We start from the raw sequence: 23,704 nt of genomic DNA, 5'->3' as shown, positions 1-23,704 counted from the left end.
CTTGTGAAGGACAGACGAATTTCCATACTCGGTATGGCGCGGTCAGGAACGGCCGTTGCCCAACTCGTGCGCAAGTACGGCGCTATTCCCTTTGTTTCTGAAATGAAATCAGCCGAGAGAGTCGAAACCGAAATCCGCACTCTCGAAGACCAGGGTATTTCCTACGAAGTCGGCGGCCACACCGAACGCGCCATGCGCGAGGTCGACTTTTTCATCGTCTCGCCGGGAATTCCCGCCACTGCGCCGTTTATGCAGGAAATCGAACGACGTCACTTGCCGGTATTCTCCGAGATTGAGGTCACCTCCTGGCTTTGCCCGGCTACTATTGCCGCAATTACCGGCACCAACGGTAAATCGACCACAACCGCGCTGACTGCGCACATCCTCAATGTCGCCGGCAAGAAAGCCGTCGCCACCGGCAATATCGGCTCTCCATTCGCGCATGATGTCGTCGTCCTCTCTGATCGCGACTATGCGGTTGTCGAGGTCTCCAGCTTCCAACTCGAGCGCATCGAGACTTTCAAGCCAAAAGTCGCAGCAATTCTCAACATCACGCCCGATCATCTTGATCGTTACAAGCTTCTGGAGAAATATGCCGAGGCCAAATACCGCATTGCCGACGCGCAGGATGAGAACGATTACCTCGTGCTAAACGCCGATGACGAGATACTGGCTGCCGCCAAGCTCTGGGGTACTCCCAAGATCATTCATTTTTCCACCAAGCGCAGTGTCGCTGAAGGCGTGTTCGTCAAGGATGGCGAACTTGTTTACGCATTGGAAGGCAGGTCAGGGACGATCTGCCGCACCAATGAATTGGGCGTGCCCGGTCCGCACAATGTCGCCAACTGCGCCGCCGCCGCGGCCATGACATTGGTACTCGGTCTCGATCCTTCAGACATCGCCCGCGGTCTCAAATCCTTCAAGGGAATAGAGCACCGCATCGAATATGTCGCCGAAATCAACGGCGTGCGTTACATCAACGACTCCAAAGCCACCAACGTCGATTCCGTCTACGTCGCCCTTCAGTCATTCGACCGCCCACTCATTGTCATCATGGGCGGGCGCGACAAAGCCGGCGACTTCACAAGACTTGCTCCGTTGATGGCTGGACGCGTGAAAGAAATCATCCTCATCGGCGAAGCGACCGAAAAAATCGCCGCCCAACTTTCCGGAGTCGTCAAAATGGAACGCGCCGGAAACATCTACACTGCCGTGGAAATGGCATCCAACCACGCGGTTCAGGGCGATGTCGTGATGCTCTCTCCGGCATGCGCTTCGTTTGACCAATTCCGCGACTTCGAAGATCGCGGCGAAAAATTCAAGGAAGCCGTACGTGCACTCGAAGGAGGCAGGGGATGATGAATCGTCCACGTGATGTCGACAAGTTGTTGATAATTGTCGTCGGCCTTCTGCTCCTGATCGGCACCGTCGTTGTCTATTCGGCTTCCGCCATGTTTGCCGATTCGCGCTACGGCAGCGACACGTTCTTCTTCCAACGTCAGTTGATCTGGCTGGGTTTGAGCGTCGCCGCTTTGTTTATCGCCATGCGTGTCAACTACCGCGCCCTCTGCAAACTCGCCTGGCCGCTGCTAATCATTTCGATGGTACTTCTCGTCGTCGTGTTGTTCACCCGCGAAATCAATGGCGCCAAGCGCTGGATCAGTTTTGGATTTTTCGGCTTCCAACCTTCGGAAGTATTCAAATTCTCGCTCATTATTTTCCTCGCCGCGATGCTCGCCGCCAAGCGCGAGAAGATCACCCAGATCAGCTCGGTCATCTTCCCGCTCCTGCCGGTCATCATGGTTGGCTTCGGATTGATTCTGCTTCAACCGAATCTCGGAACCGTACTGGTGCTCGCGTCCTCGACGTTCATCCTGCTCTTTATCGCCGGTGTCCGCAAGAGACTCCTTGCGATACTTGTCGGCGGCATGGCCTCGGTGTCGTTCCTGATGGTCTACGTAATTGGTTACAAGCGCGCCCGTGTCGATACCTACCTCGAATCCGTCTCCGATCCGCTACTGGCAAGCTATCAGGTCAAGCAGTCGATATTGGCAATCGGCTCCGGCGGACTCTTCGGCAAAGGTCTCGGCCAAGGCAGTGCCAAGCTATTCTATCTCCCAGCGCCACACACCGACTTTGTCTTTGCGACACTCGCTGAAGAGGGCGGTTTCATTGTCGCAACCTTGGTATTGATTCTAATCGGCATACTCGTTTGGCGCGGCGTCAAGATCGCCATCCATTCGCCCGATCTGCCCGGATTTTATCTCGCAATCGGCATCACGCTGGTCGTGTTCTGTCAGGCAATGACCAACCTCATGGTCGCAACGGCAATGATTCCGGCAACCGGTCTGCCATTGCCATTCTTAAGCTATGGCGGCTCGTCTATGCTAATCACCTGTGCGGCCATTGGCATTCTACTGAATATCAGCCGCTACGCCGTGGAAACTCCGCAACTGTTCAAATCGAGGATCGGGTGAGACGCATCATGTTTGCAGGCGGCGGTACCGGCGGGCACTTGTTTCCAGCCTTTGCAATTGCGCAGGAATTCCAGCGCCGTTTGGGCAGCGAGTGCGAGGTCCGCTTTTTTGTTACGGGACGTGAGTTAGAGATGAAACTAATCGGCTCGCGCGGCTACGGCATGAGCAAAATCAATGTCCGCGGTCTCAAGCGCGGCAGTATGATGGGCAATCTGATGTTCTTCCCGATACTCGCCGTCGGCATCTTGCAGGCCATTGCCAAGATTATCAAATTCAATCCCGACGTCGTCGTCGGTACCGGCGGATATCTGTCATTCCCGGCAGTCCTCGGCGCCAAGCTCACCAATCGCACCGCGTTTATTCAGGAGCAGAATTCCTTTGCCGGCGTCGCGACTCTCAAGCTTGCCCGCTTCGCTGACCTGATTTTCATCGCCTACGACCAAGCCGCCGCTCGCATCGGCTTCCGCGAGAAGTGCATCCTCAGCGGTAATCCCGTCAACACTCGCATCGGCGAAGTCGACAGGGAAGAGGCACTCGCCAGTTTCGGACTCGAAGCCAATAAGAAGACCCTATTAATACTGGGCGGAAGTCAGGGCGCCGCGTCGATCAACTCCAAGATTGCCCAATCACTTCCGGAACTGGCTCGCCAAAACAACCTCCAAATCTTCTGGCAATGCGGCAATCATCCAGAGTCAATCTCCGCGTTCCAATCTTCCGGAAACGCCGGTTTGGCAACGCCGTTCATTCAAGACATGCCCGCTGCATACGCCGTCGCTGATCTGATTCTCTGTCGTGCTGGAGCATTGACACTCGCAGAAGTCACTGCCGCCGGCAAACCATGCGTCGTCGTTCCATATCCGCAAGCGACCGACGACCATCAAACTAAGAATGCCGAGACGCTTGTCGAAGCCGGCGCTGCGATTTTGATAAAAGATTCACAATTGAGCGACTTAAATCTTGCGAGTTTCATTGCACAGCTTATAAACGATGACTCAAAATTGTTGGCGATGGGAATGGCGTCAGGTTCACTCGGCCGCAAGGGTGCCGCCGAAGCGATTGTGCAAAGAATGTTCGAATACATGGGGTGGAGATGAAGTTCGGTAAGATAAAGAAATTGCATTTTGTCGGCATCGGCGGCATAGGTATGTGCGGCCTTGCCGAAGTTTTACATAATCAGGAATACATTGTCACCGGCAGTGATTTGAGCAAGACCGAAGTCACCGATCACCTTGAAGCGATCGGCATCAAAGTCTATGAAGGCCACGCCACCGCCAATGTCAACAGCGCCGACTGCGTTGTGATTTCCTCCGCTGTCCACGAGGACAATCCGGAAATCATCGAAGCCCGCCGCCGCAAGATTCCGATCATCCGCCGCGCTGAAATGCTCGGCGAATTGATGCGCCTGAAATTCGGCATCGGCATCGCCGGCACCCACGGCAAAACCACCACGACCTCGATGCTCGGCCACATCTTCGTCGAAGCCGGCATGGACCCGACTGTCATGGTCGGCGGTCGCGTGATTTCGTTCGAAACTACCGTCAAGCTCGGTAAGGGAGAGTTGCTCATCGCCGAAGCCGACGAATACGATCGTTCGTTCCTGACATTGACGCCTTCGATAGCAGTCCTAACGACACTCGAAGCCGACCATCTTGACTACTACAAGGATCTCGACGAAATCAAAGTTGCATTCACGCAGTTCGCCAATAAGGTCCCGTTCTATGGCACGATTCACCTTTGTCTTGACGAATCGAATCTCGTCAGCTTGATCCCTGACCTGATTCGCCCGATCCGCACCTTCGGACTCAAAGGCCAGGCCGATACTCGCGCCGACAATGTTCACCAGATCGGCACCACCACAACATTCGATCTCTATCATCAGGGCAAGCTCCTCGGAAACATTGCCCTCCCCAAGCCCGGCATTTTCAATGTCAAGAACGCGCTTGCTGCGATTTCCGTCGCACTTGAAAACGACATACCGTTTGCCACGATTAAGAAAGCGCTGGAGTGCTTCAAAGGCGTCAATCGCCGTTTCGATCTCATCGGCGAGCAAAATGGCATCAAGGTCTACGACGACTATGGTCATCATCCGACCGAGGTCGATGTCACATTGCAGGCAGCACGCATTGCATTCAAGAACCGCATCATTGTCGTGTTCCAGCCGCATCTCTTCAGCCGCACGCAGGACTTCTACGAAGAATTCGCAAAGGCGCTGCTCACCTCTGATATGCTGATCGTCGCCAAGATTTATCCGGCCCGCGAGAAACCGATTGAAGGCGTAACGTCGCGTCTTATCAGTGATGCCTCATCTCGCTTTGGTCACAAGAACGTGCAATACGTCGATGACGTCGCGCAGATCCCGTCGATCGTCGCAAAATATGCCCAGCCCGGTGATGTCGTTTTCACCGTCGGCGCCGGCGATATTTACAAAACCGCACCCAAGATTCTGGAGGCGATCGGCAAATGAGCAAGCGGATCGCGACATATCTCTTCTTCTTTTCGCTGCTTGTGCTTGGCGCCGGATTCGCCGCGAAGAAGTATTCCGTTGTTAAGGTCACCTATGTCGAAATCATCGGCTCCGACAAACTCACTGCCGCCGACATTCCCGTCACGGTTGGCGACAACTTGCTCAACGTCGAGATGAAGGGCATTCTCAATAGCGTGATGAAGCACAACTTCATAGCGACGGCTTCAGTCCGTCCCGACTACTATGGCAAGATTACTGTCACGGTGACCGAGAAGAGCCCGGTCGGATATGTCTATCTCAACCAACTTTACGGCATCACCAAGCGCTGCGAACTGCTTCCGGCCAGTCTCAACGATCAGGGACTGCAGCTGCCGATCATTCGCGGCGTCAATATCAAATCGCCGGTTTGCTTCAGCATCATTGACGATGCCGCTTTGCGTTCCGCGATAACATTTATTGAAACAGTCAAAACACGATACCCGCGCTCCTATGACACGCTTTCCGAGATCGTCATCGAAAACGGCGAACTCAAACTGATCATCGAGCCGGGCTCAATAGTCGTCCATCTCGGTTTGGGCGAATTTGATTCGAAAATTCAACGGATTGAAAAAATACTCGAGAGCAACAAGAATCCCGGTCTGGATATCGACCTGCGGATGGTTGATCTCGCTGTGCTGAAATCTAGAGTTTCTATGGATAGAGAGGTGAACAATGGGATCTGAGAGAGTTGTCTGTGGGTTGGACATCGGCACGACCAAGATCTGTGCCCTTGTCTGCCGGCGGTCGAATGACGCGGAAGACGAAATCATCGGAGTCGGTACGGCGCCGTCCGAAGGACTGAAAAAAGGCGTCGTCATCAACTTGGAAAAAACTATCGGTTCGATCCAGCGCGCTATCGCTTCAGCCGAAGAGATGGCGGGTCTCGAAATCAAGTCAGTCTATGCCGGTATCGCCGGCGACCACATCAAGAGCATCAACTCGCGCGGCGTCATCGCCGTCAGCCGTTCCGACAACGAGATTTCGGAATATGATGTGAGCCGAGTGATTGAAGCGGCAAAGTCGTTTGCCATTCCGGGCGACCGCGAGGTTATCCACGTACTGCCGCAGGAATATATCGTCGACGATCAGGGCGGCATCAAAGACCCGACCGGAATGTCCGGCGTGCGTCTCGAGGCCGAAGTCCACATCGTCACCGGCGCCACCACCTCGGCGCAAAATATCTACAAATCAATCAAGCGCGCGGGCTATGAAGTCCGCGACCTGGTCCTCCAGCCGCTGGCGTCCTCGCTCTGCGTTTTGCACGAAGACGAAAAGGATCTCGGCACCGTGCTGATCGATCTCGGCGGCGGAACAACCGATATAGCGCTCTTCACCGATTCGTCGATTCGCCACACCGCCGTCATCGGTCTCGGTGGCCGCAATATCACCAACGACTTGGCGATTGGCCTGCGCACACCGATTGACACCGCCGAACAAATCAAGCTTGACTTCGGCGCTGCGATGATGAGCCTCGTGAATACTGAAGAGATGATTTCCATCCCCAGTATCGGCGAGCGTCCGCCCCGTGATGTGTCGCTTGGCGTCGTGGCCAGCATCATCCAGCCGCGCGTCGAAGAAATCTTCAAAATGGTACTGCTCGAACTCAAGCGCACCAACTTCTATCAGTCAGTCGCAGGCGGCATCGTGCTGACCGGCGGCGGCTCCATGCTGCGCGGCATCGACGTGTTGGCCGAACAAGTTTTCGATCTGCCGGTGCGTGTCGGCACACCGCGCGGATTCGGCGGCATGTCGCACATCGTGACAAATCCAATGTACTCGACCGCCTTTGGACTGGTCCGCTACGGCATCGACCATCCCGACAAAGGCAGCCGGGAAGCGGGAATGTTCAACCGCGCATTCAATAGACTGGAAAAAGTGTTCAATTCGTTGTTCAACTTTTAGGTAGGAAAACCCAAGGACGAGGTAGAAATATGACGTTTGATTTTGCATCAGAATTCGCCAACTACGCGAAGATCAAGGTAGTCGGCGTCGGCGGGGCAGGAGGCAACGCCGTCAACCGCATGATCGACCAGAAGCTCAACGGCGTGGAGTTCATCTCCGTCAACACCGACTCGCAGGCGCTCGAATTTTCCAAAGCCGAGCATCGCATGCAGATCGGCAGAAACATCACCCGCGGCCTCGGCGCCGGCGCTCGCCCCGAAGTCGGCAAGCAGGCTATCGAGGAAGACCGCGAAGCCTTTGCCAAATTGCTCGACGGCGCTGACCTGGTGTTCGTGACCGCCGGGATGGGCGGCGGCACCGGCACCGGCGCGGCTCCGACCGTCGCTGAAATCGCCCGCGAAATTGGCGCTCTCACTGTCGCTATTGTCACCAAGCCGTTCGAATTCGAGGGCCGCAAACGCATCAATCGCGCCCTTGCCGGTATCGAAGAACTCAAATCGCGCGTTGATACGCTGATTGTGATTCCGAACCAGCGCTTGCTTCAAATCGTCGATCCGTCGACCAGACTTACCGAAGCCTTCATGATGGCCGACGATGTACTGCTTCGCGCCACTCGCGGTATTTCCGACCTCATCACCATCCCCGGCCTGATCAATTGCGATTTTGCCGATGTCCGCACTGTCATGATGGAAATGGGCGATGCGATGATGGGCTCCGGCTATGGCTGTGGCGAGAACAAAGCCGCAAACGCCGCGCGCATGGCAATCAACTCGCCTCTCCTTGAAGATGTGATTATCTCCGGCGCCAAGGGCCTGCTGATGAACGTCACCGGTTCACCTGATATGACGCTCTACGAAGTCAACGAAGCCACTACCGTCATCTATGACGCAGCCGGCTCCGATGCCAACATCATCTTCGGCGCAGTGATCGACCCGACGCTTGAGGACGAAATTCGCGTCACGGTTATCGCTACCGGATTTGGTAACGCCAAGCGTGAAATGGTTGAACGTTTCGAGCGCGTCGATCGCGTGACTGAACCAATCGACCTGTTCGAAAAAACGCTTGAGCGCGCCACCGTGCCGCACATTGTCGGCGCCGAAGGCGAAATGAAAAGCGAAGAATTCATCACGAACGGCTCGGACGAAGTCGACCAGGAGGACCTGGAAATCCCAGCCTTCCTGCGCAATCGCATGAGATAGACTTGTAGCTAAGTAGGTCAGGAGCCTTGTGCTCCTGACAGTTCGTTGGAAAAAAAGATGTCAAGTTAACCGACCCTACCACGACAACTTGGGTTTTGCACGTTTCGCCCCCGTCTCGCAAGAGGCGGGGGATGTTTTTTGCAGTTCGCTCTGGCGTGGAAACGCCACCACGCTCAATCTGAAACGCCCTCACCCTTAATCCCTCTCCCGGCGGGAGAGGGAAACAACTACTGGCTCAGTCCTCGAATTTCCCCTCTTCACTAATGCCGAAGTACTGGCACAGATAGAGACCTTCTACCTTTTCGAATACTTTATGAGATGATAGACGCCCTCTAATCCCCCAGCGGGAGAGGGAAACAACTACTGGCACTCGAATCCCCTCCCCTTTGGGAGAGGGGTGGCGGCAACGCCCGGCACGAGACAACAATTCAATACCACTTTGCAATGTCAGGAAGTAGCTGCGCCAGGTCTCCCTCTCCCTGTATTTGAGAAGGGTAGGTCAACGATCCCGATTCTATCGGGAGGTGAGGGCGCTTCTATCTGCAGAAGTGGCAGATAAACCCAAACCCGGACACAAACACAAATACGCCGACTTGATCGACTCAGTATTAAATATGAAAGGGAATTAGCCGGCAGAGTCGAAATCGATTACGATTTCGACTGCGGCGAATTAGTAGACTTTGACGACTTTACCGGCTTTGATGCAGCGGGTGCAGACGCGAATATTCGTAACCTTGCCCTCGTGACGGGCGCGGACGTTGCGAAGATTCGGATTGAAGCGGCGTTTGGTCAGGTTGTGGGCGTGCGAAACACTGTGCCCAAACTGGGGACCCTTACCGCAAATATCACAAGCTCTCGACAATTTCCATACCTCCGAAAAGTTTAGACTTTTATAATACGGATTCTGATGAGAAAATCAAGCCCTTCCTAACTATTTTTTTCGGATGCTAAAATAGTGCTTCCCACTGATTTAGCTCATACGTATAATAATTGCGACCGGGAGACCCAAATATTTAGACCGGATATCCCCGGCCTGGTCGGCTCCAGATGCACCCACTGTGGTAGCGAGGAGCACACCGTAATTACTCTCGGGATCTTGCCCAATGGATGAGCAGGATCAACCTAAACCGTGTATCGGTTAGTAACTAATTGGGTCTCCCGGCATTTTTATTCCCAAACTTCAGTGCCCGAACGAATTCGCACCCGACTTCAAGCGTTCTTTCCCTACTTTTCCCGTTGATTTTCCTCCAAAGAGTCGTATCATTCCGCTCTTTCCGTGACGGAGGATCAATGGCGGAACCGAAAATCACCCCACAATTAGTCGCTGACCACGGCCTGTTGCCGGACGAATACGACAAGATCAAGCAAATCCTGGGTCGCGAACCATCATTCACCGAGTTAGGGATCTTCTCGGTCATGTGGTCCGAACACTGCTCATACAAGAATTCTATCGCATTACTCAAGACCCTGCCGCGCTCCGGCAAGGCGCTTCTCACCGAAGCCGGCGAGGAAAACGCCGGCGCTGTCGATCTCGGCAACGACCTTGCCGTCGTGTTCAAAATCGAATCGCACAACCACCCGTCCGCAGTCGAACCCTATCAGGGCGCCGCGACCGGTGTCGGTGGAATTCTGCGCGATGTCTTCTGTATGGGTGCACGTCCGATTGCAGCACTGAATTCGCTTCGCTTCGGACAACTCTCTGAAGCCCGCTCGCGCTACTTGTTCAATGGCGCAGTCAAGGGCATCGGCGACTACGGCAACTCCTTCGGTGTGCCGACAGTCGGCGGCGAAGTCTATTTCGAAGACTGTTACTATGCCAATCCGCTGATCAACGCGATGGCGGTCGGTATCTGCCGTAAGGACCGCATGGCCTCGGCGACCGCCAAGGGCGCGGGTAATCCCGTGTTCATCGTCGGCTCGTCGACAGGACGCGACGGCATTCACGGCGCGACTTTTGCATCAGAAGAAATTTCCTCCAAGTCAGAATCAAAGCGCCCGTCAGTACAAATCGGCGATCCGTTTACGGAAAAACTTCTGCTCGAAGCCACTCTCGAAATCATCAAGGAAGATTTGATCATCGGCGTTCAGGATATGGGCGCCGCCGGCTTGACCTGTTGCAGTTCCGAAATGTCCGCCAAAGGAAACAGCGGCATCGAAATCAATCTCGACCTCGTTCCTGTTCGTGAAGATCACATGTCGGCGTATGAGATTATGCTTTCGGAGTCGCAAGAGCGCATGCTCGTTGTCGGCAAGAAGGGCAATGAAGATCTGATCCGCGCGATCTTCAACAAGTGGGATCTCAACTGCATCGAAATCGGCCAGGTCACCGACAGCAAGAATATGGTTGTTACAATGGGCGGCAAAGTCGTCGCCGATATTCCTTCCGAGTGCCTTGTGCTCGGCGGCGGCGCGCCGGTGTATACGCGCGAACAGAAGCGGCCTGCTTATCTCGACGAAGCACAGAGCCACGATTTCAGCAAACTGCCCCAGCCGAAAGACTACTCCGCCGTTCTTCAGCACTTGATTGGCTCGCACAATATCGCTTCCAAACGCTGGGTGTTCGAGCAATACGATTCGATGGTGCGCACCAACACCGTTGTAGGTCCCGGCTCCGATGCCGCTGTATTGCGCATCCGCCACAGCGACAAAGGCATCGCTGTCTCGACCGACTGCAATGCACGCTACTGCTATCTCAATCCGCGTTTGGGCGGACAAATCGCAGTCGCCGAATCAGCGCGCAACGTCGCCTGCTCCGGAGCGCGTCCCGTCGCAATTACAAACTGCCTCAATTTTGGCAATCCCTACAAACCGGAAATGTATTACATGTTTGCCGAGTGCCTCAAGGGCATGGGTGAGGCCTGCCGCGTGTTCGACACACCGGTCACCGGCGGCAACGTGTCATTCTATAATGAAGACCCCGAACGCGCTGTCTATCCGACACCGACCATCGGAATGTTGGGCATCATCGACGACTTGAATCACATCACGACAAATAACTTCAAGAACGCAGGCGATTTGATTTTCCTCGCCGGATCGACCAAGAACGAACTCGGCGGCTCCGAGTATCTCAAGGTCGAGCACAATCAAGTAACCGGCAATGCACCGGAACTCGATATGGTCTTCGAAAAGCAGCTGCAGTCGTTCATTCTCGAAGCCATCCGCAACGGTCTCGTCAAGTCCGCGCACGACATCTCCGAAGGCGGTTTGGCAGTAGCTGTTGCCGAATCGTGCATCGCCGACCGCGAGAAACTCATCGGCGCGACGGTTACCGTCAAATCCGATCTGCGCAAGGACGCGCTCTACTTCGGCGAATCGCAGTCGCGCGTGATCCTGAGTATCGCTCCCGAGCGCAAGGGAAGTCTGATTCAATTGGCGGCGTCGATGAATGTGCCGCTTGCAGAGATCGGCATCGTCGGCGGAAGCACACTCAAGATCAACGACGATATCAAAGCCGATGTGAAAACTCTTGCCGACGCGTTTTTCGATACGATCGGCAATGTGATGGCGCTCGGCGCGCAAACACCGACGCGTCTGACTTCGCCGTCGTAGACTGGATTTTGCCGTTGCCCATTGGGCGAAAGCATAGACCATCGTGATGCAAGCATATCTCGACTTTGTCCGCGCCAATCCGCTGCTCTCCGCGGCGATTCAATTCGGCATTCTCGGCACACTCGGCGAAGCACTTTCGTACAGTCTTCGAAACAAGAAAATCGGGTTGCCCTGTGATCACCTTTGGCAAATCTTCGCCAAAATCGCAGCATGGGCACTGCTGGGGATCGTAATCAAATACGGCTTCACCGGCATGAAGGGATTCACTTCTGCATTGATTGAACATCAACTGCTGCCGCAATTTCTCGCGACCGGCATCGGCTGGGCGTTTGCGGTTTCAGTATTGACGAATGTATTCTTCGGCCCGCAGATGATGTTCTTCCATCGCGTCGAAGACAATCTGATTTTGTCCGAATGGAATTTTAAAGGGATGAGTACTGCCCTATGGACGTTGCTCTGGTTCTGGATTCCCGCGCATACACTGACGTTTAGTTTGCCGGGCGACTGGCAAATCGGCCTGGCCGCGCTTTGGTCGGTTGTGCTGGGACTGATATTGGGAATGGCGAAGAGGAAGTAACGAAGCCCCTCACCCATATCACTCTCCGGAAAAAAGAGAGATAAGGGGCAAGGCGAGTTCTGCATTTATAGCTGCTTAGCCCAGCATCTCGTAATAGTCAAGTTCAGTGTCGATGCCTGAGTTGTCGCCGTTGCGGTGTTCGGTGATATTCAAAGCCATCAACTTGCCGTCTTTTTCAAATAGCAGAAGTAGTTGATTGCTGTTTCCCGGCTGCATGAATCCCTTGAGTTCGGCGCCGCGCAGTTCATTTTGCTTGCTGATGAAAGTCTCTGACAGATTCATTTCTTTCCTCCGAATGAATTCCAAAAAGTCCTATTCTGGTAAGTAATGTGTTGTTTTGCTCAAGCCTACATTGGCAAATCAGCCTGAGCGATGATATTACTTGATTAGCGGTAGGGAAGCAATCAAAAAATTTCCGATCTGTTTCGCCATTTGTCCTGATTCGCACTGCTCACAGCCGCCCTTGACTCCACTGATGCAAATGCCTAACTTGTTTGTTTCGGAGGATGTTCATGGAAAAAATCGCATTACGAAATAGTCTCCACGCGCCGCTTCAGTGCAAGGGCTGGCATCAGGAAGCCGCACTGCGGATGCTCAATAACAATCTCGATCCCAATGTCGCCGAAGACCCCGCCAATCTCGTTGTCTATGGCGGTTCGGGCAAAGCCGCACGCAATTGGGAAAGTTATCACGCCATTGTGCGCAGCCTCAAGTCGCTGGAAAATGACGAAACACTACTCGTGCAATCGGGCAAGCCGGTTGGCATCTTCCGCACTCACGAGTATGCGCCGCGCGTGCTGATCGCCAATTCCAACATCGTTCCGCACTGGGCAAACTGGGACAAATTCCGCGAACTCGAAAAACTCGGCTTGATCATGTACGGTCAGATGACCGCCGGCTCGTGGATTTATATCGGCACACAGGGAATTCTGCAAGGCACTTACGAGACCTTTGCAGCGTGCGCGAACAAGCATTTCAACGGCGACCTGTCGGGCAAATTCATCCTCACCGGCGGCGTCGGCGGTATGGGCGGCGCCCAGCCGCTGGCCGCGACGATGAACAACGCCGTCATCCTCTGTGTCGATGTCGATGAGCATCGCATCGACCGCCGTATCGAAACGCGCTATCTCGACAAGAAAACTTCCTCGCTCGACGAGGCACTCGCGTGGGTCAAAGACGCCTGCGCCAATAAACAGCCGCTCTCGATCGGGCTGGTCGGCAACTGCGCCGACACGCATCCCGAGTTGATCAGACGCGGCATCATCCCCGATATCGTCACCGACCAGACCTCGGCGCACGACGAGCTTAATGGCTATGTCCCCAACGGCATGACACTCGCCGAAGCTGTCGCGCTTCGCTCCAAGAACCCGAAGGAATACATCAGACGCGCGATGGATGCGATGGTCGTTCACACGCAGGCTATGATCGACATGCAGACCAAGGGCGCTATCGTTTTCGACTACGGCAACAATCTGCGCGGTCAGGCGCTGGCGCACGGTCTCAAGAACGCTTTCGCATTTCCCGGATTCGTGCCCGCCTATATTCGTCCGCTCTTTTGCGAAGGCAAAGGCCCGTTCCGCTGGGCGGCACTGTCAGGTGATCCCAAAGATATCGCCGTCACAGATGAAGTGATCAAGCGCGAGTTCTCAGGTAATGCGGCGCTTGTGCGTTGGAGTGACTTGGCATCCAAACGTGTTGCGTTCCAGGGACTGCCTTCGCGAATCTGCTGGCTCGGCTATGGCGAACGCGCCAAGTTCGGCCTCATCATCAATGACCTCGTCAAAAAGGGCAAACTTTCAGCGCCGATTGTCATTGGCCGCGATCATCTTGATTGCGGGTCAGTCGCCTCACCAAATCGTGAGACCGAAGCCATGAAGGACGGCTCCGATTGCATCGCCGACTGGCCGCTGCTCAATGCGATGTTGAATACGGCTTCGGGCTCTTCGGGTGGTGGGTGAGCATCCATCACGGCGGTGGTGACCCCGGCACTGATGCGCCATGTCGATGCGGGCTACGATGAAGCGATCGACTTCGCGGCGAAGGTGATCAAGATTCCGATGAGGGAGGTTTGTAGCTTAGACTGGAGTGTTTGTATGCAAATTCAGGCCTTGGCTTTATCACCTCTGCTGGGGTGAGTCAGTTGTGATCGGTTGGGCAAGACATAGGCAAACCGATTATCTTTCCGCGTGGGTCCGTTCACTTTTGGAAGAACTTTGAACTGGTGTGGGGTTCGATAGGTTTACGGGCTGGTTGTGTTGACGGGAATTCATGACCCGAAGTCACATCTCAAACAGCCATTTCCGTTTCCAGACTCTATATTCTCTTTCGCGTTCTCATTTTTCTTGTTCTTTTTGGCAGTCTACTCCACAATACTGCTCAAGTCGTGCGTGCGAGCTGCAGTTGAAGAGCACGATGGGATACTCGGAATCTATCCAAGTAAGGCGCAATTGCACCGTGATAGCTGTCCTTGCAACTAACAAACAAGTCGAGGACTGGGCTTTGCCCGCATGATCGTTTTTGTTCTTTGACGATTAACAAACCACCAATCAACAACATAGACCTATGATGTATATCAATCTGAATTTTTCTGCATTTTGATCAAACCTTTTGCAACCTTCGATTGTTAAACTGACAGTCAAACAATTCACGGCGACTAAGAACCGCCGCTGATCATATCAATCAAGCCGACACGCCCTTTTACTTGTTTCGTCCGACGATGGATTTGCTGAAAGTCCACTCCGCAGGTCCGAGCAGTACACAGTCCAACACAACTGGGACGTACTCAGTCGCGGGTCAAAGCCCGCAGACACACTCGTAACAATAGGAGACGAGCATGAATACGAAAACCAATATGACAATAATTGTGGCGCTGATGCTGATGTTGCCGCTTTCGCTGACGGCACAATCCGGCGCCTACTTCGGACCGCATCTGGGAATTCAGAAGTCCCAGGATGCTGAAGATGCAAACTATCTTGGCGGCGCAACTCTGCGCCTCAAACTGGCGCCCGTTCTCGCAATCGAAGGCGATATCGGTTACCGCCAGGCAAAATTCGGATCGAATGCGTTGACGGTCCGAGATTGGCCGATAACGGCGACTGGATTGCTCTACCCTCTTCCCATCATCTATGGAGGCGTTGGAGCAGGCTGGTACAATACGACGTTCGATTATTCTGATGCCTACAACGACATCGGGATCGACGACGAAACCTCGCAGGAGTTCGGTTGGCACTTGGTAGCAGGTCTTGAAATACCGGCTTCACCCACTGTCAGGATCTTCGGCGATGTTCGTTACGTGTTCCTTGACTATAAGTTTAAGGAACTGCCGGACGCTGTACTGGAGGGCGCCGAATCGGATTTCTATTCAATCAATCTTGGTCTGTTATTTCAATTCTGACGACTGAATTGAAAATTGTCAACGCCTTCGAATCCAAGGTCGGGTTCCCATCGAGGAACCCGACTTATTTTTTTGTGCCCGGCAAAGCCAGATAGCGGACTGTGTCGCTCTACAATAGATGCCGAAAAACCGAGCCAAGGGGCACAATCCCTTCAATTATATTGCCGATTTGACGACAGACTGCTATCATAGTGGTGTTCGTAGAGTTAAGAACCCTGTAAAGTCGTAGATGTTGGTGATAGAAGTTTGAGCGAAGAGATTCCCGACAAGACCAGAATCAATGTTGCCGCACTTGCACCGGGCGGCATGGTCAATCACTACCGCATCGTCGAGAAGATCGGCGCCGGCGGCATGGGCGAAGTGTTCCTCGCCGAAGACACCAAACTCGAACGACGAGTCGCGCTGAAATTCCTGCCGTCGCACGTCGCTCAGGATGCCGATGTCCGCTCTCGCTTCACCCGCGAGGCACAATCGGTAGCAAAACTCGATCATCCCAATGTCATCACGATTCACGAGGTCGGCGAATGGGAGGGCAGGCCCTACTTCGCGATGCAATACATCGACGGCAAGACACTTCAACACCACTCCCGCGACGAGCAGTTAACTGCCGCGGATGTGATCAAGCTCGTTCTGCCGATTGCCGAAGGTCTCGGCAAAGCTCACAGTGTCGGCGTGATCCATCGCGATATCAAATCGGCGAATATCATCCTCGACAAGGAACTGCGTCCAAAGATTCTCGACTTCGGCCTGGCAAGCATCAAAGGCAGCGAGATGTTGACGAAAGCCGGTTCGACTCTCGGTACCGTGGCGTACATGTCGCCCGAGCAGGCAAGAGGGCTCGAAGCCGATCAGCGATCCGATCTGTTTTCGCTGGGCATCGTGATGTATGAACTGATTGCCGGGCGCACGCCGTTCAAAATGGACAATGACGTTGCCACCATGAACAAGATCATTAACGAACCGCCGGAACCGCTGGCGCGATATAAGTCCGAAGTACCGCCGGAACTACAGCGCATAGTATCCAAGTGTCTGGCAAAACAACCTGCAGAACGCTATCAATCGGCCGCCGACTTGGTAGCCGATCTTCGCACATTGTCGCGGCTTGTCGAACCGGGCGAACACAGCGCCACCGCACGCGTCACGACGGCCAAGCCTTCGATCGCCGTGTTGCCATTCGCCAACATGAGCGCCGATCCCGAGAACGAATATTTCTCGGATGGTCTGACCGAAGAATTGCTGAATGTGCTCGCTAAAAATCCCGAACTGAAAGTCACTGGACGTACTTCGTCGTTTGCGTTCAAAGGCAAACACGAAGACCTGCGCAGTATCGGGCAAAAACTGGGCGTCGGAACGATTCTTGAGGGCAGTGTCCGCAAGGCGGGCAATCGGGCGCGCATTACGGCGCAGTTGGTAAATGTTGCTGACGGATTTCATCTCTGGTCGGAGACATACGACCGCGTACTCGACGACATTTTCGCGGTGCAGGACGAGATTGCCGGCGCTGTTTCCAAAGCAATGCATGTCACTCTTGTTGGCATCGAAGTCGAAAAAGACGAATCAACCCTGAAAGTTATTCGTTGATTCTCCGCGCACAACAATCGCATCTGCAGATGACGAAAGAGAGCCTGGACAGTGGCTGTTGAGCTATATAGGCAGGCCATTGCGATTGATCCGGATAATGCCCGTGCCTGGGCAGGTCTCAGCTTTGTCTATGGATACCGTGTGGCGTATGGACATGGCGAATATGATCAAGAGCATCCCATTGGCCAGGGCGGCTGCCGACAGGGCGCTCGCGCTCGACGACCAACTGCCCGAGGCTCATTTGGCTATGCTACATTTTGTCTTGGCGCTTAGAACTGAAGGTCAAAGAAAGCATAGCCGAGATTCGACGAGCGCACGAATTGGCGCCCAGTGACAGCACGATTACGAGTTGTCTGGCGTCCTGCGAGTTCATCTTCGGAAATTTCGACCGCGCAATCACGCTTGGGAAGGCTGCGGTTGAACTGGATCCCTTAAATCCGACTGCCTGCCGTGAGCTGGGCCGCATATTCGGTTGTGCCGGCAGGCATAGCGAGGCCCGGGAAACATTGCTTCGTGCTCTGGAGTTGAGTCCGGATATGACAGCGCTCCATCTGGCACTAGGCTATTCTGCTTTGGTTGAAGGCAAGTTTGAAGAGGCATGCAAGCTTGTGGAAAAAGAAACTGCCGGATTTCGCTATTGCGGCCTTGCGATGGTGGCTTTTGCGCTCGGCAGACAAGAAGAGTCGGATCTCCATCTGGCCTGCTTAAGAATGAAGGCGAAAAGTGGGCCTTCCAGATTGTCATGTCCTTGCGCTTACCGAGACGAAGTTGACAAGGCCTTTGAATGGCTCGAAAGGGCTTATGACATCCGCGATTCAGGCATCCCGTTGACAAAAACGCAGCCGTTCTTGAAGTCGCTCCACTCTGATCCGCGCTGGCCGGTATTTCTCAAGAAGATTGGAATGGATGATTAGCTCTTCAAGTTCATAAACAGCAGCATCACTCTGTATCGTACTGCATAAGATGTCAACGAACGAAGCACCAGATAGCAACCCTCATCAACGCAAGTTCGATTCCGGATCACAGATCGATCACTACTCGATCGTCGGCAAGCTAGGCGCCGGTGGAATGGGTGAAGTCTACCGCGCGGTCGATACGCGCCTCGGCCGTGACGTTGCGATCAAGGTCCTGCCGCCGCATTTGGCGTCCTCCGCCGATATCCGTGCGCGCTTCGAACGGGAGGCCCGAACCATCTCGCAACTCAATCATCCGAATATTTGCACGCTCTACGATATCGGGCATTTTGACGGCGGCGACTATCTCGTCTTTGAGTACCTGCAAGGTGAAACACTCGCCGGCAGAGTCGAGCGGGGTCCGCTGGCAGTGAACGAATTACTGAAAGTCGCGACTCAAATCGTTGATGCGCTTGTGCAGGCTCACTCCGCGGGAATCATTCATCGCGACTTGAAACCCGGCAATGTGATGATCGCCGACTCCGGCGTGAAGTTGCTCGATTTCGGATTGGCGCGTCCCACCACCACTGTTGATGCCCCGTTGTCGGACGAAACCAAGACTGCTGTTGTGCCGCTCACGACCGTCGGGGCAATTGTTGGCACGATTCAATACATGGCGCCCGAGCAGATTGACGGCAAAGCTGTTGATGCGCGAACGGATATTTTCGCGCTTGGCTGTGTCCTCTTCGAGATGGCTACCGGCAGAAGGCTATTTGACGGCGCGAACACTTCCGCTGTCCTCAGCTCGATTCTCAAGTTTGATCCGAATCAGATCACCGATCTTGCTGAGTTCGTTCCAAAGCCGCTCGAACAGATCATTCGTCGATGTGTCGAAAAGGATCCCGACTTGCGTCATCAAAGCGCTGCTGACCTGGCTGCTGAATTGTCGCAGCTCCGCAATTGGGTAAGAGATGAAGCACTGCCGCAGCTGATGCGCATCATTGAAACGATTCAGACACTTGATGAAGGGCCCGAAGCGTGGGACGCATTCCTGCTCGCGTGCGAAATCCGAAAGTTCGAACCGGACAATCCCAAGCTTGAGCAACTGTGGCAAGACTTCACCCGCAAGATTTCGATTACCTCCGACCCGCCGGGTGCGCTGGTCTCTGCGCGATACTACGGCAAGTCGTCAACTCATTGGGTTCGGCTGGGCACGACGCCATTGGTTGACCTGAGATTTCCGCGCGGCATCACTCAACTCCGTGTCGAGTTAGCAGACTACCGCTGTTCCGAAGATGTTCTCTGGATCTATGAACTTGGCACCGCCGGCGCAACCGATTCAGCAATTCCGATGTGGCACTATCTACTATCCAAGCCGGGAGAGATTCCTGATGAAATGGAACGCGTACCGGCGGGCAAATTCAATCTCTTTATGCCGGGACTCGACCATCTGACTTCCGAGCCGACGGTCGCGTTCTTGATGGACCGCCATCCAGTGACTAATCGCATGTACAAGGAATTCGTGGATGCGGGTGGATATCGAAATCGCGATTTTTGGCGGCATCCGTTCAATGACGGCGATCGGACACTTTCTTGGGAAGAAGCCATGGCGCGCTTTGTCGACACCATCGGGCAACCCGGTCCTGCGAAGTGGGAGATGGGCGAGTATCCGCATGGCGAGGACAACTATCCAGTGACAGGTGTGAGCTGGTTCGAAGCGAATGCCTACGCTGCTTGGGCGGGCAAGGAACTGCCGACGATATTCCATTGGAATCGAGTTGCGTTCACAGTTGCCAGCTCGCATATGATTCCACTTGCCAACTTCTCGGACAAAGGGCCGGTTCCGGTAGGCACGACCGCGAGTATCAATCGTTTTGGGGTACACGATCTTGCCGGTAATGTGCCCGAATGGGCGCTCAATGAATGCAATCGCCGTGGCGACAGGTTTATACTCGGCGGCGGTTGGAACGATGCGGAGTATGCGTTTACCGATGCCTTTGCAATCAGCGCTTTCAATAGAAATGCGACCAACGGATTCCGCTGTATTCGACCGCTTGAGACGGAAACGAATCGCCATAATCTTGAGCGACAAATCGAGTTACCGTTTCGTGATTTCCGGGTGGAGAAGCCGGTTCCGGATGAGGTTTTCAATTTCTTCCTGAGACAATTCCACTACGACCCGACGCCGTTGAATGCGGAAATTGTCGCCGAAGAACCAACCAACGTTGGCATTCGTCAGACGATTCATTTTGCAGCCGCTTATGGCGGCGAGCAGATGATCGCCTATCTTTATCTCCCGCCGAAACTCACGAACCCGCTGCAAACAGTGGTTCTCTTTCCCGGGTCGCTCGCTATTCACAGCACAACTGTCGGCCCGTCCGAGCTGAGGCGCTCCGAGTTTATTGTCAAGAGCGGTCGCGCATTACTGCTGCCGATTTACAAAGGGACTTATCAACGCGGCGATGAACTCAATTCGGACTATCCCGAACCGACTGCGTTCTATCGCGATCATGTGATAATGTGGGGTAAAGATCTCGCGCGCTCGATTGACTATCTCGAAACGCGCAACGATATCGACCTGTGCAAGCTTGCCTACTATGGTATCAGTTGGGGCGGTGCGATGGGAGCGATCATGCCCGCTATCGAGAAGCGGATCAACCTGGTCATCCTCTATGTTGCCGGCATGGTGTTTCAGCGCAGCCTGCCGGAAGCCGATCAGATCAACTATGTCTCGCGCGTAACTCAGCCGACTTTGATGCTCAACGGCGAGCTGGATTTCTTCTTTCCGGCAGAGACCTCACAGAAACCAATGTTCGACCTGCTTGGCACGCCGCCGGAATACAAGAAATACATCAGTTATCCGCTCGGTCATTCGGTGCCGCGAAATGAGCATATCAAGGAAGTCCTTGCTTGGCTCGATCGCTACTTCGGCCCGGTCCAGTAGGTCATCAGCGCGTCTTCATTGTCGCAAACCGGCGTAGATTCGGTTTACTTCTTTCTTGCCAGCGTATACATCGCGAACAAATCATTGGCAAGATCCATGTCCTTATCCCAACCGAAAGCTTTCGCCATCTCATGCGCCGCCGGAGTGTCGACGATGTCAAATGCCAGCACTTCAAAACCGATTTGTTCGAATAGCTCTTTCTTGAATGGCGAACGGCCATCGGACCACGGTATATACTTTTCTGCCTCAGGGCCGGTGTACTTCGGGTGCAAGTTGTAGATCATAAAGTATCCGCCCGGCTTGAGCAAGTCGTAGACGCGCTTGACATAGGTGGAATCATCGACGCCGAGATGGACAAGCATCTTCGGGTCGACCTCGCGTTCAGGATGGACGTAACCGTTCTTGAGCGTGTTCTTCGAGAAGAATACATCGAAACCACTTCCGAGTTGCGCATTAATCAGTGAGTCGGTCGGGAAGAATCCGTAGAAGGCGCGCAGGTGTCCGGGTTTCCCTTTGCCGGCAACTTTACAGCGCGCAATCGTACCGGTGTCGGTCGGCTGGGAGTAGAGCGATTTGAAAACGGCTTCGACTTCAATGCCGGTCGCATCAGCACCAAGCGAAGCCAGCCCGCGCAGTTGACCGATAGATCCGAATCCAAAATCAACCAGTTTCAAACCATCGGCGGATTTGAGTCCGGCTTGCCCGAGCAGATCATATGCGCGCGCAACGGCCACCGGTGTTCCATATCCCGTGAAATAGTAGAAGTCCTCGCCGTATTCACGTCTGACAAAACCGGAGGTTGTGTCGAGACCCGATGCGATGAATTCAGCCTCGGTCATGGCGCCGCGCGTTTCGCGATTGCGATATATGATGCGCTTGCCTTCAATCGCGGGGAGTTCCATCATTGACTGAAGGAACACCTTGGCGAAATCGCTTTTCACCAGCGGCATCATGGCGATTGCATCATTGCGCATCTGCTCGGTTGCGGTGATGGTGGTGTCTTCCTGCGCCAGCAGGGGACTTACCGCTGCAAAGATCGCGATTAACACTGGCAGAATTAGGGCTACATCACGCAGAGATCGTTTCGAATTGGAGGCTGTATACACTATTGGGTCCTTTCAAAAAATTGGTAACAGATTACAGATACGATTGCGGCCACAGAAGGTTTCAGTATCGGACCGGTGTCCAATCTAAGGATGTCCTTGTTGGTCGGCAATCGACAGCTTATTCTACAATGTCAGAAGACTGGAGGCAATGAATGAAATCGCTCGTCAAGCTACTTGGCATCGCCGGACTTACAATGGTCGTCGGCGGATGCTTCGGATACACTCGCACTGTGCCGGAAGAATCGACTTATTATGAGGAAGTTGTTGAAGACTCAGCGGAGGTCGATGAGATTACAACTCAGGAGATTGGCCAGGCGGGACAAGGAATCCCAACTAACGCCGCGTTGGTAGAAACAACCTGGTATCTCACCGGCGTAAATGGCCGTAGTCTTTTCGTCGAACCGGGAATGCGTCCGATTTATATAGAGTTAATTGCTGAAGGGAGCCGGCTCATCGGCTATACCGGATGTAACCGGATCATGAGCAGCTATCGTATCAACGACGGGACTCTGGTTTTCGCTCAAATCGGCGCTACCAAGGTGTTCTGTCCCGGAATGATGGAGATCGAAAGTGAAATCATCGCGGCGCTGTCGCGGGTGACCAACTATCGCGTCATCGGCAACGTGCTGGAGTTGTCGACAGGTGCGGAATTGGTCGCAAGTTTCGAGGCGTCGGTAATGATGATACCGATTGATTAGAAATTGGCAATCAAGGATGAAAAAGTATCAGGTCAACTATTTCTCACAGATTACGGAGGCTACAAATGACATTGAGAATATTCGTATCGACAATGCTTGCGGCAATGACCTTGCTTGCCGGCTGTGCCAAGAAGAGTGAACCACAGAGTGAGCCGGCGACGCAAGGACTGTCGGCGGCAACGGAACAACTTTCGCTTCCGGCGATATTCAGCGGTACGATCCCGTGTGCTGATTGCGAGGGAATCACGTTGACATTGGACCTTCGCGCCGACAGCAGCTATGTCGAGCGTCGCGAATACTTGGGCAAGGCGGCAGAAGGGAAGAACGTATTCCTCGAAAACGGTACTTGGACAGCGGCGGCGGGAAAGATCACCTTGAGACCGGCTTCGGGCGAAGGACCGATTCTTGCGATCACATCGGCGCACTCGTTGCGGTTGCTTGACCGCTCGGGGAAAGAAATCGACTCGCAATTAAATTATGACCTCACGCATGTCGCCAGTTATGCGCCGCTAACGGAAAGCGACATTCTTTACGGTACGATGTGGATCTTGACTGAACTGCGCGGTATGGAAACTGTCGCGGATTCTTCACGACAGCCGGTTCACATTCAGTTGACTGCCGAAGGAAGCAAGGTCTCCGGTTACGGCGGTTGCAATCGTATGACGGGAAGTTTTGCAGTCAACGCCGACACGCTAATATTTGGTCACATGGCGGCTACGAAAATGGCGTGTCCTTCCGGCACCGATATTGAGATGGCGCTTTTCGAAGCGCTGGATCAGGCATTGACCTACACTATCAAAGATGAAGTGCTGACAATCAACAGCGATGTCGCGGTGTTGGCGCGGTTCAAGGCGAAGAAATAATTGGGTGAAGGTTGAGCG

The 23,704-nt window shown here is 54.0% G+C and carries 19 protein-coding genes and 1 pseudogene; 17 read left to right on the top strand and 3 right to left on the bottom strand.

What is annotated here, in order from left to right; translation table 11 throughout:
- Positions 1 to 3: 3 nt before the first annotated feature.
- Genes IPH59_16330 through ftsZ form a run of 7 tightly spaced genes read left to right on the top strand, consistent with a single transcriptional unit; the run spans position 4 to position 8,081 of the window.
- Positions 4 to 1,359: a UDP-N-acetylmuramoyl-L-alanine--D-glutamate ligase gene (locus IPH59_16330; protein MBK7093252.1), complete on the top strand. Its 1,356-nt coding sequence runs from the start codon at positions 4 to 6 to the stop codon at positions 1,357 to 1,359.
- Entirely contained in the window at positions 1,356 to 2,477 is a 1,122-nt protein-coding gene (gene ftsW, locus IPH59_16325; GenBank protein ID MBK7093251.1) for a putative lipid II flippase FtsW, read from the top strand. Before IPH59_16330 ends, ftsW begins: the two co-directional genes overlap by 4 nt.
- Positions 2,474 to 3,571: an undecaprenyldiphospho-muramoylpentapeptide beta-N-acetylglucosaminyltransferase gene (murG, locus tag IPH59_16320; GenBank protein ID MBK7093250.1), complete on the top strand. Its 1,098-nt coding sequence runs from the start codon at positions 2,474 to 2,476 to the stop codon at positions 3,569 to 3,571. The genes ftsW and murG overlap by 4 nt, the downstream gene beginning before the upstream one ends.
- Positions 3,568 to 4,941 (top strand): UDP-N-acetylmuramate--L-alanine ligase, encoded by a 1,374-nt coding sequence (locus IPH59_16315; GenBank protein MBK7093249.1) that lies wholly within the window; start codon positions 3,568 to 3,570, stop codon positions 4,939 to 4,941. Before murG ends, IPH59_16315 begins: the two co-directional genes overlap by 4 nt.
- Entirely contained in the window at positions 4,938 to 5,663 is a 726-nt protein-coding gene (locus IPH59_16310) for a hypothetical protein (protein MBK7093248.1), read from the top strand. The genes IPH59_16315 and IPH59_16310 overlap by 4 nt, the downstream gene beginning before the upstream one ends.
- Positions 5,653 to 6,882 (top strand): cell division protein FtsA, encoded by a 1,230-nt coding sequence (ftsA, locus tag IPH59_16305; protein MBK7093247.1) that lies wholly within the window; start codon positions 5,653 to 5,655, stop codon positions 6,880 to 6,882. The genes IPH59_16310 and ftsA overlap by 11 nt, the downstream gene beginning before the upstream one ends.
- Before the next feature lie 29 nt (positions 6,883 to 6,911).
- Complete coding sequence (gene ftsZ / locus IPH59_16300) at positions 6,912 to 8,081, top strand: cell division protein FtsZ (protein MBK7093246.1); 1,170 nt, start codon at positions 6,912 to 6,914, stop codon at positions 8,079 to 8,081.
- Between the two features lie 670 nt (positions 8,082 to 8,751).
- Here ftsZ and IPH59_16295 read toward each other — a convergent pair.
- Positions 8,752 to 8,943, bottom strand: a complete 192-nt coding sequence (locus IPH59_16295; protein MBK7093245.1) for a 50S ribosomal protein L28 — start codon at positions 8,941 to 8,943, stop codon at positions 8,752 to 8,754.
- Between the two features lie 428 nt (positions 8,944 to 9,371).
- On the opposite strand from IPH59_16295, the gene purL reads away from it, so the two are divergent.
- Both purL and IPH59_16285 read left to right on the top strand, forming a co-directional pair.
- Positions 9,372 to 11,630 carry a phosphoribosylformylglycinamidine synthase subunit PurL gene (purL, locus tag IPH59_16290; GenBank protein ID MBK7093244.1) on the top strand — a complete coding sequence of 753 codons (2,259 nt, stop codon included), beginning with the start codon at positions 9,372 to 9,374 and terminating at the stop codon, positions 11,628 to 11,630.
- Between the two features lie 46 nt (positions 11,631 to 11,676).
- Positions 11,677 to 12,207 carry a hypothetical protein gene (locus IPH59_16285; GenBank protein MBK7093243.1) on the top strand — a complete coding sequence of 177 codons (531 nt, stop codon included), beginning with the start codon at positions 11,677 to 11,679 and terminating at the stop codon, positions 12,205 to 12,207.
- A 75-nt stretch (positions 12,208 to 12,282) separates the two neighbouring features.
- Here IPH59_16285 and IPH59_16280 read toward each other — a convergent pair whose 3' ends face one another.
- The gene (locus IPH59_16280) at positions 12,283 to 12,489 is read right to left on the bottom strand and encodes a hypothetical protein (GenBank protein MBK7093242.1); all 207 of its coding nucleotides are present in this window, start codon (positions 12,487 to 12,489) and stop codon (positions 12,283 to 12,285) included.
- A gap of 230 nt (positions 12,490 to 12,719) precedes the next feature.
- Here IPH59_16280 and hutU point away from each other — a divergent pair.
- The 6 genes and pseudogenes from hutU to IPH59_16250 all read left to right on the top strand — a co-directional run bounded on the left by hutU (position 12,720) and on the right by IPH59_16250 (position 21,019).
- Positions 12,720 to 14,342 (top strand): annotated as a pseudogene (hutU, locus tag IPH59_16275) (urocanate hydratase).
- A gap of 698 nt (positions 14,343 to 15,040) precedes the next feature.
- The gene (locus IPH59_16270) at positions 15,041 to 15,601 is read left to right on the top strand and encodes a porin family protein (GenBank protein ID MBK7093241.1); all 561 of its coding nucleotides are present in this window, start codon (positions 15,041 to 15,043) and stop codon (positions 15,599 to 15,601) included.
- 246 nt (positions 15,602 to 15,847) lie between these two features.
- A complete protein-coding gene (locus tag IPH59_16265; protein ID MBK7093240.1) occupies positions 15,848 to 17,182 on the top strand; it encodes a protein kinase in 1,335 nt (444 codons plus the stop codon).
- A 51-nt stretch (positions 17,183 to 17,233) separates the two neighbouring features.
- Positions 17,234 to 17,455, top strand: a complete 222-nt coding sequence (locus tag IPH59_16260) for a tetratricopeptide repeat protein (GenBank protein ID MBK7093239.1) — start codon at positions 17,234 to 17,236, stop codon at positions 17,453 to 17,455.
- Positions 17,440 to 18,096 carry a tetratricopeptide repeat protein gene (locus IPH59_16255; GenBank protein MBK7093238.1) on the top strand — a complete coding sequence of 219 codons (657 nt, stop codon included), beginning with the start codon at positions 17,440 to 17,442 and terminating at the stop codon, positions 18,094 to 18,096. The genes IPH59_16260 and IPH59_16255 overlap by 16 nt, the downstream gene beginning before the upstream one ends.
- Before the next feature lie 49 nt (positions 18,097 to 18,145).
- Positions 18,146 to 21,019 (top strand): protein kinase, encoded by a 2,874-nt coding sequence (locus IPH59_16250; GenBank protein ID MBK7093237.1) that lies wholly within the window; start codon positions 18,146 to 18,148, stop codon positions 21,017 to 21,019.
- A 44-nt stretch (positions 21,020 to 21,063) separates the two neighbouring features.
- Here the strand turns inward: IPH59_16250 and IPH59_16245 are convergent, their stop codons facing one another.
- Positions 21,064 to 22,068, bottom strand: a complete 1,005-nt coding sequence (locus IPH59_16245) for a hypothetical protein (protein MBK7093236.1) — start codon at positions 22,066 to 22,068, stop codon at positions 21,064 to 21,066.
- 209 nt (positions 22,069 to 22,277) lie between these two features.
- Between IPH59_16245 and IPH59_16240 the strand changes: the two genes are divergently transcribed.
- Together IPH59_16240 and IPH59_16235 are read left to right on the top strand one after the other, a co-directional pair.
- Positions 22,278 to 22,823 carry an META domain-containing protein gene (locus tag IPH59_16240; GenBank protein ID MBK7093235.1) on the top strand — a complete coding sequence of 182 codons (546 nt, stop codon included), beginning with the start codon at positions 22,278 to 22,280 and terminating at the stop codon, positions 22,821 to 22,823.
- Between the two features lie 65 nt (positions 22,824 to 22,888).
- A complete protein-coding gene (locus tag IPH59_16235; protein MBK7093234.1) occupies positions 22,889 to 23,686 on the top strand; it encodes an META domain-containing protein in 798 nt (265 codons plus the stop codon).
- The last annotated feature ends 18 nt before the right edge of the window (positions 23,687 to 23,704 follow it).

Source organism: bacterium (assembly GCA_016708315.1).
GTDB lineage: Bacteria > Zixibacteria > MSB-5A5 > CAIYYT01 > CAIYYT01 > JADJGC01.
This window is presented reverse-complemented; position numbering and strand designations above follow the sequence as displayed.

Excerpts from the sequence above, each read along its gene's own strand:
- IPH59_16235 (MBK7093234.1), top strand. The coding sequence starts at position 22,889 with ATGACATTGAGAATATTCGTATCGACAATGCTTGCGGCAATGACCTTG.
- IPH59_16270 (MBK7093241.1), top strand. The coding sequence starts at position 15,041 with ATGAATACGAAAACCAATATGACAATAATTGTGGCGCTGATGCTGATG.
- IPH59_16240 (MBK7093235.1), top strand. The coding sequence starts at position 22,278 with ATGAAATCGCTCGTCAAGCTACTTGGCATCGCCGGACTTACAATGGTC.
- IPH59_16250 (MBK7093237.1), top strand. The coding sequence starts at position 18,146 with ATGTCAACGAACGAAGCACCAGATAGCAACCCTCATCAACGCAAGTTC.
- IPH59_16315 (MBK7093249.1), top strand. The coding sequence starts at position 3,568 with ATGAAGTTCGGTAAGATAAAGAAATTGCATTTTGTCGGCATCGGCGGC.
- ftsA (MBK7093247.1), top strand. The coding sequence starts at position 5,653 with ATGGGATCTGAGAGAGTTGTCTGTGGGTTGGACATCGGCACGACCAAG.
- IPH59_16285 (MBK7093243.1), top strand. The coding sequence starts at position 11,677 with ATGCAAGCATATCTCGACTTTGTCCGCGCCAATCCGCTGCTCTCCGCG.
- ftsZ (MBK7093246.1), top strand. The coding sequence starts at position 6,912 with ATGACGTTTGATTTTGCATCAGAATTCGCCAACTACGCGAAGATCAAG.
- purL (MBK7093244.1), top strand. The coding sequence starts at position 9,372 with ATGGCGGAACCGAAAATCACCCCACAATTAGTCGCTGACCACGGCCTG.
- IPH59_16280 (MBK7093242.1), bottom strand. The coding sequence starts at position 12,489 with ATGAATCTGTCAGAGACTTTCATCAGCAAGCAAAATGAACTGCGCGGC.
- IPH59_16310 (MBK7093248.1), top strand. The coding sequence starts at position 4,938 with ATGAGCAAGCGGATCGCGACATATCTCTTCTTCTTTTCGCTGCTTGTG.
- ftsW (MBK7093251.1), top strand. The coding sequence starts at position 1,356 with ATGATGAATCGTCCACGTGATGTCGACAAGTTGTTGATAATTGTCGTC.